The 15,653-nt window shown below is 68.8% G+C and carries 14 protein-coding genes; 4 read left to right on the top strand and 10 right to left on the bottom strand.

Annotation, left to right across the window (positions count from 1 at the left end; all coding sequences use genetic code 11):
• The 4 genes from WA788_RS32420 to WA788_RS32435 all read right to left on the bottom strand — a co-directional run.
• On the bottom strand, positions 1-505 hold a 505-nt coding region (locus WA788_RS32420), incomplete at its 3' end, for a DUF6907 domain-containing protein (protein WP_335983653.1).
• Between the two features lie 36 nt (positions 506-541).
• On the bottom strand, positions 542-1,426 hold the full coding sequence (locus WA788_RS32425) for a helix-turn-helix domain-containing protein (RefSeq protein WP_335983656.1): 885 nt from the start codon (positions 1,424-1,426) through the stop codon (positions 542-544).
• A complete protein-coding gene (locus tag WA788_RS32430; RefSeq protein ID WP_335983658.1) occupies positions 1,423-1,944 on the bottom strand; it encodes a DUF6907 domain-containing protein in 522 nt (173 codons plus the stop codon). Before WA788_RS32430 ends, WA788_RS32425 begins: the two co-directional genes overlap by 4 nt.
• Complete coding sequence (locus WA788_RS32435; protein WP_335983660.1) at positions 1,941-2,321, bottom strand: hypothetical protein; 381 nt, start codon at positions 2,319-2,321, stop codon at positions 1,941-1,943. Before WA788_RS32435 ends, WA788_RS32430 begins: the two co-directional genes overlap by 4 nt.
• 626 nt (positions 2,322-2,947) lie before the next feature.
• Here WA788_RS32435 and WA788_RS32440 point away from each other — a divergent pair.
• On the top strand, positions 2,948-4,222 hold the full coding sequence (locus tag WA788_RS32440) for a transcriptional regulator (RefSeq protein ID WP_335983662.1): 1,275 nt from the start codon (positions 2,948-2,950) through the stop codon (positions 4,220-4,222).
• Here the strand turns inward: WA788_RS32440 and WA788_RS32445 are convergent.
• On the bottom strand, positions 4,203-4,862 hold the full coding sequence (locus tag WA788_RS32445) for an HAD family hydrolase (RefSeq protein ID WP_335983664.1): 660 nt from the start codon (positions 4,860-4,862) through the stop codon (positions 4,203-4,205). The two genes, WA788_RS32440 and WA788_RS32445, sit on opposite strands and share 20 nt — an antisense overlap.
• 239 nt (positions 4,863-5,101) lie before the next feature.
• On the opposite strand from WA788_RS32445, the gene WA788_RS32450 reads away from it, so the two are divergent.
• Complete coding sequence (locus WA788_RS32450; protein ID WP_335983666.1) at positions 5,102-6,406, top strand: NmrA family NAD(P)-binding protein; 1,305 nt, start codon at positions 5,102-5,104, stop codon at positions 6,404-6,406.
• A 502-nt stretch (positions 6,407-6,908) separates the two neighbouring features.
• Here WA788_RS32450 and WA788_RS32455 read toward each other — a convergent pair.
• Complete coding sequence (locus WA788_RS32455; protein ID WP_335983668.1) at positions 6,909-7,547, bottom strand: TetR/AcrR family transcriptional regulator; 639 nt, start codon at positions 7,545-7,547, stop codon at positions 6,909-6,911.
• A gap of 92 nt (positions 7,548-7,639) precedes the next feature.
• Between WA788_RS32455 and WA788_RS32460 the strand changes: the two genes are divergently transcribed.
• Positions 7,640-8,815 carry an FAD-dependent oxidoreductase gene (locus WA788_RS32460; protein ID WP_335983670.1) on the top strand — a complete coding sequence of 392 codons (1,176 nt, stop codon included), beginning with the start codon at positions 7,640-7,642 and terminating at the stop codon, positions 8,813-8,815.
• Positions 8,816-9,144: 329 nt separating this feature from the next.
• Positions 9,145-10,095, top strand: a complete 951-nt coding sequence (locus WA788_RS32465) for an alpha/beta hydrolase (protein WP_335983673.1) — start codon at positions 9,145-9,147, stop codon at positions 10,093-10,095.
• Between the two features lie 376 nt (positions 10,096-10,471).
• Here the strand turns inward: WA788_RS32465 and WA788_RS32470 are convergent, their stop codons facing one another.
• From WA788_RS32470 to WA788_RS32485, 4 genes are all read right to left on the bottom strand, one after another.
• The gene (locus WA788_RS32470) at positions 10,472-11,632 is read right to left on the bottom strand and encodes an acyl-CoA dehydrogenase family protein (RefSeq protein ID WP_335983676.1); all 1,161 of its coding nucleotides are present in this window, start codon (positions 11,630-11,632) and stop codon (positions 10,472-10,474) included.
• A 139-nt stretch (positions 11,633-11,771) separates the two neighbouring features.
• Positions 11,772-12,734 carry an RNA polymerase sigma factor gene (locus WA788_RS32475; RefSeq protein WP_335983678.1) on the bottom strand — a complete coding sequence of 321 codons (963 nt, stop codon included), beginning with the start codon at positions 12,732-12,734 and terminating at the stop codon, positions 11,772-11,774.
• Between the two features lie 135 nt (positions 12,735-12,869).
• The gene (locus WA788_RS32480) at positions 12,870-14,087 is read right to left on the bottom strand and encodes an FAD-dependent monooxygenase (RefSeq protein WP_335983680.1); all 1,218 of its coding nucleotides are present in this window, start codon (positions 14,085-14,087) and stop codon (positions 12,870-12,872) included.
• Positions 14,084-15,481, bottom strand: coding sequence for an MFS transporter (locus WA788_RS32485; protein WP_335983738.1), 1,398 nt, complete (start codon positions 15,479-15,481; stop codon positions 14,084-14,086). Before WA788_RS32485 ends, WA788_RS32480 begins: the two co-directional genes overlap by 4 nt.
• Positions 15,482-15,653 lie beyond the last annotated feature (172 nt).

Consider the following 15,653-nt stretch of genomic DNA (forward strand, 5'->3'; position numbering starts at 1 on the left):
TGGTCCAGTCCTCACGGGCGGTGGCCAGGGCGGGGAGGACGGTGGTCTCGAAGTAGTCGGCCTGGGTGCGGATTTGGGTGGCGAAGCGGGCGAGGTCGGCAGGGGTGAGGCCCTCGAAGTCCCATTCCTCGACGATCGTGAGGCTGGCGGTGGGGACCTGCTGGTGCGACTGCGGGGAGTAGGGGTGGCAGGCGATCTGGGTGGCGAACATCAGGCTGGTGGACTCGCGGTAGCGGGTGCCGTTGATCTCGATGTCGAGGGTGGCGGGCGGCAGGACCGGGTCGACGGGGAGCATCGTGTAGTGGGCGTGTTCGCGCAGGTGGTTCATGGCCTGGTCCAGCGTGATGTCGGTCTTGCTGGGGTCGTCCATGGACCAGTCGGGCTGGTGGCCGGTGAGGGTGATGCCCTCGATGGTGCTGATCGTCCAGGTGCGCGGCGTCATGGTGGACTCGGGGTCGGGGGGCGGCGTGACGGTGGGTTTGGTGAGCAGGGTCGTGAGGCTCATGTCCGATGGCTCCTGGGTGGGTGTGGAGTTGGTTGGTCAGCGGGTGCCGGTGCGCAGGGCGTGGAGGTGTTCGATGGTCTGGGCGGGGGTGAGGGCGAGGTCGCGCAGCTGGTCGTACTGGCGGCTGAGTTCCTCGACGTCGTCGGGGTCGTCGGTGAGGTGGTCGGTGAGGGTGCCGTGTGCGTAGGCGAGGGGGCCGCGGGCGCGGAAGGACAGCAGCTGGAGGGGGCCGCGGAGGTCGTGGGGCCCGGCGTGCAGCGGGAGGAGTTGCAGGGTGACGGCGGGGGTCTGGGCGGTGGTGATGAGGTGGTCGAGTTGGCCGTCCCAGGTCGCCTGGCTGCGGGCGCGGCGGTGGAGGACCAACTCGTCGAGGACAGCGCGGTAGCGGACCGGATGCGGTGTGCTCTCGGTGAGCCGGGCTTGGCGTTCGCGGAGCGCGTCGATCTGCGCCGCCAGGACCTCCGCCGACTGCGGGCTGCCGCTGACGAACTGCTCTTCGGCGTAGGCGGGCGTGTGGAGCAGAGCCGGGACGGTGGTCAGGGCGTACTCCTGGATACTGGTCGCGGCGGCTTCGAGGGCGGTGAGTCCGCCGGCCGCACGTTTGGCCTCCCGTTTGGCCAGGCGCCACAGTCCGGCGAGGAGAGTGCCGGTGCCGTAGTAGCGGTCGAGGGCTTGGGCGACGGTGAGGGTGCCCAGGCGGCCGCCGGTCTCCAGGCGGTGGAGGTAGGACTGCTCGTAATGGCACTGGTCGGCCAGCCCCTGGAGAGAGAGGTCGGCCTTTTCGCGGAGGAAGGCGAGGTGGTGGGCGTACAGGGCCCGGGCGCTGACCTCACCGGCAGCAAACGACGCAGCGACGCGGGCGAGTTGAGGGGTGCTGGTGCTCTCGCGGTCTGCGGCGGGGGGCGTGGTGTCGGTGCTCATGAGCGGGCTCCCGCACGGGAGGTGTGGTGGGTGGTCCACTCGGCGCGGATGTCGTTGAGCTGGGGGATGACGACACTGTCGAGTCGGTCGGCCACGGCGCGCAGACCCTGGACGATCTCGGCCAGGCCCGTCGGGTCGAGGTCGGTGATCCAGAACTCGTCGGCGACTCGCACGGTGGCGACCGCAACGGCCAGCTCCGGCGCGGCGGCGTGCGGCGTGCAGGTGATGCTGGCGCTCAGGATCTCCAGTTCCTCGGGCGCGTCGGTGGGGTTGCCCGGCGAGTAAGCCCGCAGGACCTGCCCGGGAAACTCCGTGAAGTGGCAGACATCGGCCAGGCGCGCGGCCAGTTCCTGCGGAGGCACGTCGTCTTCGCTGGGGTTCTCGGTGGCCCAGGGCGGCAGGTAACCGGTGGTGCGCTCGCCGGTGGTCGTAGTGATCGCCCACTGCCGCACCGAGCCGGTGGTGGCGTCGGACTCTTTGGCGAGTAAAGCAGTGGGCGCGGGGACCGCGGGGTTCATCGTGCGGGGTTCCTGTTCGTGGTCGTTCGGCGAAATCGGGTGGCAGCGTGGAGCACACGGCCGTCGGGCGGCCGCGCCTGCCGGGCGAAGAGCGGACCGAAGAGCGCGGAGAGGTCCGGTTGCGGTCGAGGGTCGGCCAGGTCCCAGCTGTGGGCGCCCGGGTGTCCGGCGAACTCGCTGCACGCCTCGTCGCCGTCGGCGGTCGTGACCGGGCAGTCGGAGAGCATGATGAGCAGGTAGGGCTCGATGCCGTCGCGCCAGGCGGCCCAGATGGTGCCGGCGTCCGGGCCGCGCAGGTTCAGCACGAGGCCGTGGTGGACCGGGCCGCGGTGCTGCTGGAGCGTGCAGACCAGCAGCCCGGTCGCGTCCTCCGCCACGTACACCAGCCCGGCCCACGCGGGCGGAGCGGACTGCGGCTGGACATCGGGGTCACTCCGTTGATCCCTTCGTATGGGGGAGGGTGGGCCCGCTCCGGCCACGGGCAGTTGCCGTGAGTCCGTCACACCCCGCGGGGAGCGGCAGGGCGTGGATACGTGCTTGACTCGGCGTGGCCGAAGCGAGACATGGGGCGTCGCTTCAGTGCCTTGAGGTGAGCGAGCGAAAGCGAACGGGTGCGCCTCGGAAAAAGGGGGCAGGCGTTGTGCGCGTTCTAGCTGCGACGTTCGTCGAGAAGCGCTTCGTCGCCCAGTCATTGTCGTGAGGTACCGCCAACGTCCTCGGCGATGGCGTCGCGGGGCGGCATAACTGGGCACTACCACCTGGTGCGTTGAACCGTTCGGTACGGCGGGTCGTCGGAGGGGATCGCGGGACATGCGCGACTCCTTTTCGGATGGCCCGGCGTTGGGAGCAGTCAGCTTGGCGCTGTCGGCTTCTCCATTCAAGGACTTCTAAAGGCCATCAAGAGGTCGCCATGAGGACTTTTGCTGCTCCTGTGGAGTGAAGTGAGGCGCGATGGGGCCGTTGCGTGGCAGTCTCGGGGAAGAGCCCTAGCCCGGAGGAGACCATGTCGCGTCCTGTTGGAAACACCCGGCTGAAGTCGGCCCGAGTAGCCGCCGGTTACAACTCGCAGCAGTCGCTTGCAGACGCCATCACCGCCACCGCTCCCGGGTTCGGTATCCGCGGGTTGACCGTCGGCGTTCGGCAGGTCAGGCGATGGGAATCGGCGGCACCGCCCTGGCCGCAGCCCGACGTGCACCGAGTTCTGACTCACCTCCTCGGTCAGTCCATGGAAGAACTCGGCTTCGTGCCGCCGTGGGAGGAATCAAGTCGGCCGGCCCGCACACCGCAACAGCGTGGCGTCGCCGACGTGCGGGCCGAAGCGCGTCTCGGCGTTGTTCCGCGCATGGTGGCAGCCACAACCCAACCGCCGAGCGTTGCCCGCGACTTCGAAGCGGTGACGCGCTCTCATCGGCACCTCTACTGGTCAGTCGCCCCGGCTGACCTTCATCCCTCCGTACTCGAACACGCCCGCTTGGGTGTCGCCTTGCTTCCCGTCACCGCCGACCCGGCGAGGCGGGGACTTGCGGCGGCGCTGGCCGAGTCCTACTTGCTGGCCGGCCGTATCGAGTTCTTCGACCTGCGGAAGCCGGACAGGGCCGGGGAGACGCTGCTGCGTGCACTGCAAGCAGCCGGTGAAGCGGATGATGCGCTGCTCGGTGCGGCGGTTCTCGCCCACACCGCCTTCATTCCCGGGTGGGCCGGCGAGCGGGAGGCCGCGGCTGAGCGCATGACCGCGGCACGCACATACGCTCGTCGTGGAGCTGCGTCGGCCGAATTCCTCGCCTGGTTGGATGCGGTCGAGGCCGAATGTGAGACGCGCTGCGGCAATACCCGGGCCGCGCTGAACCTCATCGCGCATGCCGAGGACACGTTGGAGGAGGGAGCTGAGCATGCCACTCCTGCGTGGATGGACTGGTTCAGCCCGGCACGGCTCGCCGCCTTCAAGGGCAATGTCCAACTGACGGCCGGTCACCTGCCACAGGCGCGGGAGACCCTCCGCGCGGCGTTGGATGAGCTGCTGCCGGAAGCGGAGAAGCAGCGAAGCGTCCTGCTGGGGGACCTGGCTGCCGTCGAAGCCGCGGCTGGAGATCCGCAATCTGCCTGCGAATACGCGAGCCGGGCGCTGGAGCAACTGGCGGTGACCTGGTATGCCGCCGGTATGGAGCGCGTGCGTGAGGCGCGGCGTGCTCTGACCGCCTGGCAGCACGAACCTTGTGTTCGTGATCTCGATGACCTGTTGTACGCCTGGGGGACGACGGTCAGCGCGCTTCAGCGTTGAACTTGGCGATGCGGTCCGGCAGTTCGGCCAAGGAGTCGATGCGCATCGTCGTGATCGCGTCGGCGTCCGGTTCGTTCTGCTGGATCGTTCCCCAAGGCCCCCGACGGATCAGCGCGGTCAGCAGCCCGGCTGTTGCTGCGGGACGGATGTCGTTGTCCAGCCGGTCACCGACGTACAAGATCTCGTGCGGCTGAGCCGGAGCCGCACTGATCACGTGCTCGAAGAACGCGACGTCCGGTTTCGAGGCACCCCAGTCGTCACTGGTGGCGATCAAGTCGGCGGGCAGGTCGAGGCCGCGCAGCAGCCCCCCGGCACGGGTCGTCTGGTTGCCCGCGATTCCCACCCAGAGGCCGGCCTGTCGCAGTGCGGCGAGCGTGGGCCGCACATCCGGGTACAGGTCGTCCTCGCCGAACCACTCCGGTTTGCCCGCCGCCGCTCGCAGTTCGCGTTCGTGTGCCAGGTCGAAGCCGGGGCGGAAGACCTGGAAGGTCTCGCGGTAGTCGCGGCCCTGCGCGATGACGGCACCGAACACCGACGCGAAGGTGTGCCGCGGTACGCCGAGCCAGTCGGCCCAGGTGCCGTACTCGCGGGTCTCGTCGACCAAGCACTCACCGACGTCGAAGGTCACAGCGCGAATCATGAGGGCAGCGTAGTCGGAAAAGCAGACCGCGATGCGCCGAGGGCAGCGTGGGGGGCGGCGGATCGGCCGGCCGAGTGGGGGAGCCGTCCTTCGGGCGGCCGGGCGGAGCGCCGTGGTGGGGGAGCGGCACAGGTGGCGAGACGGGGGGCGACAGACTGTCAACCCCGGGTCACCGGGCGTCAGCGTCCGCCGGATGCTTCACGTGTTACGTTGCGTGGCTTCGCGGCTACGGAACGGGCATGGTGTCGTCGTACAAGCCGCCGGTGTGGCCGGTGTCGGTGAAGGCCGTGGTCCTTGATGACCAGGAGCGGGTCCTGTTGCTGCACAACGAGCGCGACGAGTGGGAACTGCCCGGCGGTCGGCTGGAGATCGTCGCTCAGGAGACCGGTGAGGCGGCTGATCGGACGCCCGAAGAGGCCGTCGCGCGGAAACGTGTGGACGGTGAGAAGGCGCCGCGACATCTGCCACCTGTCGATCAGCACGGGCAGAAGTGCATGCTCCGCGCTATGGGACCGAGTAGTGCGTTCCGGGCGGCTTCCTGGGGTGTCTGGCCGTTGCGGACTTTGTCGCGTCGTCGCGCTGCCATGGTGGCCCTTTCCGGAAGTAAACGGTACGGTCGAGTTTACACGCACCCGTCGTACGGAGGAATACTCGTGATCGTCGTTACCGCCCCCACCGCCAAGAGTGGCCGCCGCGTCGTCGAGCGGTTGCTCGATGCCGGCGAGTCCGTCCGGGTTGTCGTCCGCGATCCGCAGCGGCTCTCTCCCGGCGTCCGTGACCGCGTCGAGGTCGTGGAGGGCTCCCACCGCGATGCCGCGGTGGTGGACAAAGCGTTCGCCGGTGCCGACGCGGTGTACTGGCTGATGCCCAGCGACCTCCGTGCCCCCGACGTGATGACCTCCTACGTCGAGGCCAGCAGGCCGGGCGTCGAGGCCGTTGCCGCGCACGGCGTCCGCCACGTCGTCGGGGTCTCGGCGCTGGGCAGGGGGACCGCCGCGGCCGACCGGGCCGGCAACGGTACGGCCTCGCTGGCCATGGACGACCTGTTCGCCACGGTCACGAACTACCGCGCGCTCGCCAACCCGACCTTCATGGACAACACGCTGCGCGACATCGGCACGATCCTGGGCCGGGGCGCGATCTATGGACCCCTCGCGCCCGAGCGCAAGGCGCCGATGGTGGCCACCCGGGACATCGGCGACACCGCCGCTCGCCTGCTGCTCGACCGCGGCTGGACCGGGTTCGCCGAAGTACCGCTGCTCGGCCCGGAGGACCTGTCGGGCAACGACATGGCCGCTGTCATCACCGACGTGCTGGGCATCCCGGTGCGCTACGAGCGGATCGAGGCCGCGTCACTGGAGACCGCGATGCTCTCCTTCGGCGCGTCGCCCGGCATGGCCCGGGCGATGGCCGACATGGCGCAGGCCAAGATCGACGGCCTCGACGAGGGCGTCGTCCGCACCGCCGCGAACAGCACGCCGACCACCTTCCGTCAGTGGTGCACAGAGGTCCTCCGGCCCGCCGTCGACGCTGCCCGTTCCTGACCCCTGCCATGCGAGTGCGAAATGACTCTCATCTGAGTCGAGGAACACGCGATCGATCCGGCGATCATGGAGGGCGCCGGATCGGTGCTCGCCCGTGAGGCACCCGATCTGCGCTTCCGGAGCACCAGCCCGACGCCCGTCCGGCCGGGGCTCGGGCGGTCCCCAGCACTGGACCAGGCGATCGCGTACCGGCTCGGCACCGATCTCGGCGAGCACGCATCGACGTACAGGTCGTGTCCTGGACGAGCCCGGTCAAGATGGTGCCCGCCGTACCGACTTGGGAAGGTGCCTGACTTCATCGACGGGCTCGACCTGACGGCCGAGGAACGGGCCGCGCTCACCCACCGCAACGCGGAGCGGCTGTTCGGACTCTGACCGGTGACCGCGGCGGGTCGAGGAGACGGGCTCGCCGCGGCTCGGGGGCGCCGCTGGAGCCGTCCCCGCAGTCCGGCTCGTCCTGCCGAGTTCGGCAACACCCAGGAGGGCGGCCGGAAGCGGGTTTCTAGGTTTCATCCGCTGATCGTGACGCCGGTCCGGACAGCCCGTACAACAGCAAATCCGTGAGGCTGCCGATGACGTGCTGGTCGTCTTCGCTGCCGGGGGGCGTGAGCACGGCGTAGTTGAGGGTGACAAGCATCGCGCCTATCGCCGCCGCGATGAACTCGGGGTCGCCGGGCAGCTGGTGTCCGCGCTCAACCAGGTACTCGAGGTGCTCCCGAATGGTTACTGTCTGTGCGCGCAGGTCGCGCCAGGCCCGGCCCGTAGCGGGGGCGTCGGCCACCATCGCCTGAAACAGTGCGAGTGCGACGGGGCGGTTCTGTCGCATCACCGTCCACGCGACACCGACATGGTCGCGCAGCTGGTCCCGGTCGGTCAGGTCGTGATCGCGGGGGTGCTCCAGACCGATCATGCGCTCGTCGATCGCACCCTCCATCTCGGCGAGGAGCGCCTGGAGCAGCTCGTCCTTGCTGGCGAAGTGTTCGTAGAACGACCCGGTCGAGCGTCCGGCCGCGGCCGTGATGTCAACGATCTTCGTATTGAGGTAGCCGCGCTCGTTGAAGAGCCCCCGCGCCGCGTCCAGCAGCGCGGCACGGGTCTGGGCCGCCCGGACTTTCCGGCTGGCGGAACTCGCCTGAGGCATGTCGTCCTCCTCGCCTGTTGACAGATGCCAGCGTATCGGAACAGAATTTCACCGAATCAGTATTCGGTGAAATTAGATTCAGGGAGAAGCCTGTGCAGACGATCGTGATCGGTGGCGGGGTAGCTGGCCCCGCCACCGCCCTTGCACTGCGACAGATCGGTCACGAGGTGACCGTCTACGAGGCGTACGAGGTTCCACCCGAGGAGGTCGGCGCCCACTTCAGCCTCGCGGTCAACGGCCTGCGCGCGCTGGAGAAGCTGGGCTGCCTGGACGACGTGCGGGCAGCCGGATTCCCCATTGATCGGATGCGGTTCCACACGGGGGGCGGCCGCCTCTTGGGAGACGTGCCGCGCCTTCGGCGCGGCACCGATTCGATGCGCAGCGTCGCGCTCCAGCGCGGACGGCTCGTGGCGCTCCTGAGGCGCGCCGCACTCGACGCGGGCGCGCGGATCGTCACCGGCGAACGCCTGGTGGGCTCGACGGAGTCGGCGGACGGCGTGGTGGCTGAATTCGCCTCCGGCCGGCGCGACACCGCGGAACTGCTCGTGGGTGCCGACGGCATCTGGTCAACCGTGCGCGGACTGATCGACTCGTCCGCGCCGCGCGCGGAGTACGCGGGGCTCTATGGAGTCGCCGGAATGTCCACCATGGCAGGTGTCGAGCCCGGCGTCTGGGACCTCACCTACACGCGCAACGGCGCCTTCGTGTACACCAGCATCGACGAACGGACTCAGTGGTGGACGGCGCAGATCGGGGCCCCCGCCAAGCCCGATCTCCGAGGCGTCGACGACGAGCAGTGGCTGCGGCGCGTCCGCGAGCTGTTCCCGGAGGCGACGCCGAGGGCGATGGTCGGAGCCGCGACATCGATCGTCGCGTCCGGCTATCTGAACGTCTGCGACCCGGTCGCGAAGTGGCACAGCGCCCGCATGGTCCTGGTCGGCGACGCCGCTCACCCAGTCGGCGTCGGGCACGGTGCCTCGATGTGCGCCGAGGACGCACTGGAACTCGCAGCGGCGCTGAGCAGCGCCCCGACCGTCCCAGCGGCACTCGCGGCCTATGACAAGGCGCGCCGCCCGCGCATCGACAAGCTGCTCAAGCACGGGCACAACGCCCGTGAGAGCAAGCGGCCCGGTGCTGTGAAGCGACAGATCGATGCGGCGAAGATGCGCGTACTCCTCCCGTTCTTCGAACGGGCGCAGGGATACCTCTACGACTACGAGCCGCCTTCCCTGCCCGTCGCAGACGGATCACAGTCCGCCATGGGCTAGGTGTATTGACCCGGAACATTGTTGACGCGGGTGATGGGTGGCTGCCCGCCCAGTGCGGTGTGGCAGCGGTGGTGGTTGTAGGTGTGCAGGAGGTCTGCCAGGGTTGCTGTTCGTTCGTCGTGGGTGCACGGGCCGCAGGTGGGCCTGGCGATGCTCCCGCCAGGCGAAGCGGCTCGGCCTGTCCGGTCGCAGCGAGCACGCCGTGGCGCCCAGCGGTGGCCAGTACATCCACGTCGCCCAGCCTGAGACTGCCGTCGATGGCATTCAGCACGTCATCGCCGAAGCCGGATAGCCCGGAGCGGGCTCCGTTCGCACATCAGGAGTGTCCGATGTCATTCAAAGAACCAGCTATCGCCTGGCGTCCCGCGCTGGTCGCCCGCTCGTTCCAGGCCATCTTCCCGGTCTTGGGCCGGCTCTTGCTCGAATCGCCGAAGCTGCAGTTCGCGACGAAACCCGTGGCCGCCCCGGAACGGATCACGATCCCCACCCGGCACGGCGCCATCTCGGCCTTGCTGTATTCGCCGGTCCGCTCGGACATCGAGGCGGAGTTGTCCGCCGAGCGGCGTCCTCCGGTCCACCTGCTTCTGCACGGCGGAGCGTTCGTGGTGCGCCGTCCGGAGCAGGAGGACAACGTCGCCCGGTACCTGGCCAGTGAGGTTGGCTGCTTCGTCGTTCTTCCCGATTACGACGTGGGCCCGCAGGTTCGTTTCCCGGTCGCTGAACAGCAGTGCTACGACGCCTATTCGTGGCTTCTCGAGCGTGCCGGTACGCGCGGTTGGGACCCGGCCCGGGTCTCGGTCGGTGGAGCGAGCGCGGGCGCGAAACTCGCGCTCAGCGTGATCGTCCAAGCCCTGCAGGACGGGAGAGGCACGCCGGTCGCGGCGAGTCTGGAGTACGGCGCCTCGGACTTCTCCCTGCCGGACGAGAGTCGCACTTCGCCGCGGAAGGTACCGGTCATCGGGCCCTGGGTGCTGCGGATGGTCCGCGAGACCTATCTCCTCGGTGCCGACCTGACCGATCCGGTCGTGTCACCGGCGAAGTACCCGCATCTGGGCGACTTCCCGCCACTGCTTGTCCTCACCGGTGGCCTCGACACACTCCGTCACGACATGCGCGTCTTCGCCGAATGGGCGCTGGCGAGCGGCACAAAGGTCGATCACTACGAGTTCGCCGGTGTCGACCACGGATTCACGCATTTTCAGCCCGTCGATACCGCTCGAGCGGCGGTCACGATGATCGGCGACCACCTCCGTGCCGCCTACGCCGCGGCTGATCGGTAACCGCGATGGCGCGTGCCACCTGGGCATCACTCTGCCGATCACTACTGCTCGGTGCGCGTTGGTGATCGGTGATCGGTGGCCGGGACGCCGGCCGGCGTCGAGGACACAGGACCGGATCTGGGAACCGCCTGGAATGTACGAAGCCAGTCAGCCTTTCCCAACCTCACGTTGAGGCGTGAGGTTGGAAAAGGCTCAGTAGAAGCATCCCGAGGACCGACCGCACCAGCCCTTGAACTGATAACTCAGGTTGGCGCTGGCTCAGTGGCCGGTAGCCTGCAGCGGCAGTTCGCCGTCGCGGTGCACGTGCTGACCTTCCTGGCCGACCCGCCCGAAGGCAGCACCTTCGACCGGGCAGTGCTCGTCGGTCGTCGCTGGTTCACAGGGTGGGGTCGGCGGCGGGGATGCCGAGGACCGTGCGACCGGCCAGTTCGTAGTGGGCCGCGGAAAGGGCGATGTGCTGGGCGGCGGTGTGGCCGTCGCGGAAGAGCTGGCCCAGTCGGCTCGATTCGTACAGGACGCTTGAACCGCCCAGCTCGTACATCGACGTGAGCACTTCGCGTGCGGTCTCTCCCGCGTGAGACAACGCACCCCTCACGGCGCCGCGTTCCACCTCCGTGGCTGGGCGGCCCGCCGCCGCGGCGGCATCCAGTCCTCGCAGGGCGGCCAGCAGCAACTCCCGTGCGGCGTCGGCCCGCGCAGCGGCCCGGCCGAAGGCGGCCTGGATCCCCGGCTGCTGTGCGAGCGGCGCACCGTCCGGTCCGGTCTTGGCACGCGACAATGCTGCCATCTCGTCGATCGACCCGCGGGCCAAGCCCAGTACGATCGCCGCGCTACCGGAGGGGATCTGGTTGATCACCGGTACACGATAGAGCGGGCGGTCGATGCGGCTGACCGCGTTGGGTGACACCGTCATGTCGGCGGCTACCGGCACGTCCTCAGCCATGACCGTGTTGCTGTTCGTGGCTCGCATTCCGGTCGAGTGCCAGGTGTCGCGCACGGTCACCGAGGCGCGGGGAACCAGGCAGAAGCGCCACTCCGGGCCGGTTTCGGTCATGCGCGGCTGCCCATCGTCCAGGACGAGTGCGAGCAGTCCCAACCACCGGGCCGTGTCGACCCCGCTGACGAGCTTCCACTCACCGGAGAGCCGGAAGCCGTTGTCGCCAGGTGTCAGACGACCCGGCTGGCTGGAGTGCGCGATCATCGGGTCCGGGCCGTCTGCCCAGACCCGCTCCACGCTCGCCTCGGTGAGGAGCGCGGCGGTGAAGCCGGTATTGAGGTTCCACACGACCCAGGCGGTCGAGCCGTCGATGCGGGCGAGGCGCTCGATCACGGCCGCCGTCCTGGCCAGCGGCAGCTCGTACCCGCCCAGCTCCCGCGGGGTGTTGAGGCGAAACGCCCCGCAGGCGCGCAGGTGGTCCAGGAGTCCGTCCGGCAGCCTGCGCATTTCCTGGGCCTGGCCCCGGTACTCCTCGATGATGGGGCGCAGCAGCTCGGGCAAGTCCTCGGCTGCCTGAGCAGGCTGGGGATAGGAAAGCATGTCATCTCCGAACGAGGGAAGGAACCGGGTACCTGCGGCGCCGCCCCCTGGGGGGAGAGGCACAGCCACCGGGCGCGTTGTCGCCTCCACCAGATGCGAGGGGTGGAGCGAAAGTTCGAAGATCCGCTTGTGATGCGGGTCACGCCGTATGGGTGTGCGCCGGAGGCTCCCGGCGGGTGTGGAAGAGCCGGGCCCGCTCCACCCAGTCAGCGCGCAGATGCAGGACCCAGACCGCGCTGGGCGGGCAATGGAACGGGTCCTCCGGCGGGCTCTGCAGCGCGACCTCCCAGATGGCAAGATCACTGCTGGCGACCACGTTGGCCAGGCGATAGCCCACACCGGCGGTCAGATCCTGCCGGAACCCGTGGGCAAGCAGGTCGTACCCCTCGGCTCTCATGCCACCGGGCCCGGACACCGCGACCGTCGGCAGCCAGGAGGTGGCCAGAGCGGGCACGGGCGCACCGCGCCGCGCGGCGCTCAGCAACTCCTCGGCCTGGGAACGTCGTTCCGCGGTGACGGCCCGGATGTCGCCGTGCGTCGTGTCGGCGGTGGCCAGCAGGGCTCGTGTCAGCTTGCCACGGGCCTCGCTCAGCCGACTGCGTACGGTGCCCACCGGCACTCCGCAGGCATCGGCGATGTCCTGATACGCCGTCACACCACTGAAGTAGCGCAGCATCAGCACCAGGCGCAGCGGGGGCGACAACTCCTCCAGGGCCTGCCAGATCCAGTCCCGGGTGGCATGCTGTCCCAGTACTTCCACGGGGTCCGGTTCTGCCGAACGAAGCACCTCTGTGACGCCGGCGTCCAGAGGAACACGGGCCGGCGCCCGGTACTGCATGCGGCAGGCATTACGGACCACGGCGCGCAGCCAGGCGCCCACCGCGCCGGGATCACGCACATCGCCGATCCGGCGCAAGGCGGTCATGCTCGCCTCCTGCACGGCGTCCTCGGCGTCGGGGCCGTAACCGACCAGGCTGATGGCGACGGCCAGAAGCGCCGTGCGATGGCGGCCCAGCAGACTGCCGAGGGCGCTCACATCGCCCGCCTGTGCGGCACGCACCAACTCTGCGTCGGTGGCGGCATCGGAACGAGAAAACCTCACGGACGAAAGGCTAATCGGGCTTGGTCGGGTTCGTATGGGGGTGCGTACGTCGCGGGGGCAGATGGGGCCCCGACCGCACTTGTGAGGCGACCGGGGTGTCCGCTCGGGCAACGGCGCCGTGGATACCGAGCGAAGTCAGAGATCGTCGAAGTCGGGCAGGGCAAGGGCCGAGTGGGCCGGGCGTGGTTCCGGGGAGGGCAACGCACTGAGTTTGCGCAGCCGGTCGTTTCGCTCTTCCAGGGCCTGGGCGGTGGTCGGGAACAGAGTCGCACCGCCCTTGCCGACCAGGTTCTGGTTCAGGGTCACGAAAGCACGGGTAGCGTGTTCGTATGCGGCGAAGCCTGCGGCGTGGTCCCGTTCGGCAAGGGAACCGGCGAGCATGTAGGCGCCGACGAGAGCGAGACTGGTTCCCTGGCCGGTGAGGAACGAGGGCGCGTACGCGGCATCACCCACAAGGGCCACCCTGGCCCTGGACCACTGCGGCATGCGGATCTGGCCGACTGCGTCGAAGAAGACGTCATCCGCTTCACGCAGGGCTGCCAGGATGCTTGGGATCTCCCATCCGGCATCGGCGAAGGTCTCGGTGAGCAGCCTCTGTTGGGCTTCCCGGTCGCCGAACATGCCGGATGGCAGGTCGCGCTGGGCGAAGTTCAGGAAGGCGTGCACTTCGTCGTCGTCGCTCACGGCGTAAACGGCCGCCGCCCTGCCCGGGGCGTTCCACATCACTGTCTCGTGGGAGAGGCCCAGTGCGTTGCGCATGGTGAAAATGGCGAAGCAGTAGCCGAGGTGGCGATGGAACTGGTCCTCGGGGCCGAACACCATCTCCCTGGTGCGCGAGTGCATGCCATCCGCGCCGAACACCATGTCGAACCTGCGGCTACCGCCTCCGCGAAAGGTGACGTCGATTCCGTCGGTGGTTTGCTCAAGGCTGTCGACGGAGTCGTTGAACAGGAACTCCACGTCGTCCCGGACCGCCGTGTACAGGGCGTCCGTCAGATCCCCTCGCCGTACCTCCAGGTCATGTCCCGCGACACCACCGGTGACGGCATGCGGATGCAGGGAGGTCACCTCGCTGCCATCGCCTTCGAGGAAGGTGATGCGGCGCAGGTCGATGTGTGCGTCGCGCAGTTGTGGCAGGAGCCCCATCCTTTCCACGACGTCCAACGCCGTGCCCCGTATGTCAATGGGGTAGCCGCCGCTGCGGATGGTGCCGGCCTTTTCAACGACCGTGACCGCGTATCCGTGGCGGTTGAGCCAGTAGGCCAGGGCGGGGCCGGCGATGCTGGCCCCGGAGATCAGGACCTTGCCCTTCGGGGTGGTGCGCCTGCGGACTGGCTGATCGGTGCGGGTCATGCCTTTGCTCCTTTGTGCATGGTGCGAGGGACGAACAGGGCAAGCGAGGTGACAACGCCGGCTATGACGAATCCGGCGACGTAGGCCGACTCCGCCGCGGTCTCGGAGCCCGAGGGCGTCGCGGCGGTCAGGAGCGCGCCACCGAGTTGGCCGCCGACCGCGTATCCGAGCACGCGGCTGACCAGGAGCAGACTGGTGGCGATGCCGGTGTCGTTCTGGTCGACGGAGGTGGCGGTGCTGGTCATCATCGCCGTGACGCACAGGCCGTTGGCGAGCGCGATGAGCGCCTTGGCGACGACGAGGTGCCAGATCTCGGTGTGCACGGCCGCGAGGGCGAGAAGAGCGAAGGCCATCATGACGACACCGGTGTTGACCACGGCACGCGAGCCGAAACGCCGTTCCCCGAGCCCGCCAAGCGGTCCTGCCAGTGTCGCGGCAATGGCGCCGGGCAGCAGGTAGATGCCGATCTCGGTGGCACTGGCTCCGAATCCGTATCCTTCACCACGTTCGTCAAGAAGCTGCGGAACCAAGAACACCGCCATCGAAGTGCCGAGGCAGATGATGAACGTGAGCACACATGCCTTCCACATCGCGGGGCGAGCCAGCATGCGCAGGTCGATCATGGGTGAGGCCGCGCGTCGTTCGACTCGCACCCATCCGGTGACGAAGACGGCCAGCAGTGCGACGAGAGCGACGAGCATGAGTGGTGCCGAGTCGGCTTCGGGTGCCAGCGCGAGGACGAGCATGAGGGTGGTCAGCATCCCGCTCAGGAGCAGCAGGCCCGGCCAGTCGGTACCGACATCGTGGGAAGAGCCCGGTGGATCGGCCGGCATCAGCCTGTCCACCAGCAGCGTGGCTCCGATCACCGCGATCGTTGGGAGCGCGAACATCCAGTGCCGGGAGAGCTGTTCCGCCACCGGACCGGCCGAAAGCATGCCTGCCATCCCGCCCCCGACGAAGAGCCCGCTGACCACTCCGATGGCCACCTTGGACTGTGCGGGCGGCAGGTGCTTGCGCACGACGATGAACGACAGGGGCAGCGCGCCGACCATCGCCCCTTGCAGCACCTGACCGAGCAGCAGCACGGGCAGGCTCGGGGCCAGGGCGGACACCGTGCCACCGACCGAGACCACCGCCATCAGGCGGATCAGCACCTTCTTCCCGCCGTAGCGGTCACCGAACTTGCCCGCCAGCGGTGTGATGAGCGCGCCGGTGATGAGCAGGACGATGCTGAGCAGTGCCCCTTCGGACTGGCTCATGTCCAGTTCGCGTTCCAGGAGCGGGATCGTCGGTGAAACCACCGATTCCAGGGCGCCGGTGGACAGCGCCAGTAAGCCGAGGGCCCCGACGGCGGCTTTCCCGATGGGGACCGGGGGGGCCAGGGTTTGAGTCACGAGCATCCTGCCTTCACGGGTGGTCTTCTCCGCCATCGCGGAATGAGGGGACGGCGACGCTCTCGTGCACCCGGCACAGCCCCGCCCCGGTGGCCGCGGCTCGCTCCCCCAGGAAGGTGCGAGCCCGCACAGGTCGGCATCGCGTTGACGCGAGTCGGCACGATGCCGGCCT

Origin of the sequence: Streptomyces sp. CA2R106, assembly GCF_037034245.1 — a bacterium.
Taxonomy (GTDB): Bacteria; Actinomycetota; Actinomycetes; order Streptomycetales; family Streptomycetaceae; genus Actinacidiphila.